We start from the raw sequence: 257 nt of genomic DNA, 5'->3' as shown, positions 1-257 counted from the left end.
ACATCACCCGGAGTCGCAATGCGAATCCTGAACCGCTGCCCCCATTGCCGCACCCGCGCCACCGCGCGCAGCAGTCGCGATATGTCGCTGACATTCCGCGAAGTGACATTCATGTGCAACAACCCCGAATGCGGCCACACGTACGTCGTGAACATGGAATTCGCGCGGACGCTGTCACCGTCTGCGACGCCGAATCTATCGCTCAATCTACCGCTTTCGCCCCATGTGCGGGAGCGCCTAGTTGAACAGCTAGCACT

The 257-nt window shown here is 60.3% G+C and carries 1 protein-coding gene; it reads left to right on the top strand.

Annotation, left to right across the window (positions count from 1 at the left end):
• Positions 1-18: 18 nt before the first annotated feature.
• Positions 19-257, top strand: a 239-nt coding sequence (locus SB725_RS32345; protein WP_410923595.1) for an ogr/Delta-like zinc finger family protein, incomplete at its 3' end; no start/stop codon positions are given.

The sequence above is a fragment of the Pseudomonas sp. SIMBA_041 genome, assembly GCF_046535095.1.
Taxonomy (GTDB): domain Bacteria; phylum Pseudomonadota; class Gammaproteobacteria; order Pseudomonadales; family Pseudomonadaceae; genus Aquipseudomonas; species Aquipseudomonas mucoides.
The sequence above is the reverse complement of the archived record's forward strand: the minus strand, read 5'-3'. Positions and strand labels throughout refer to the sequence as shown.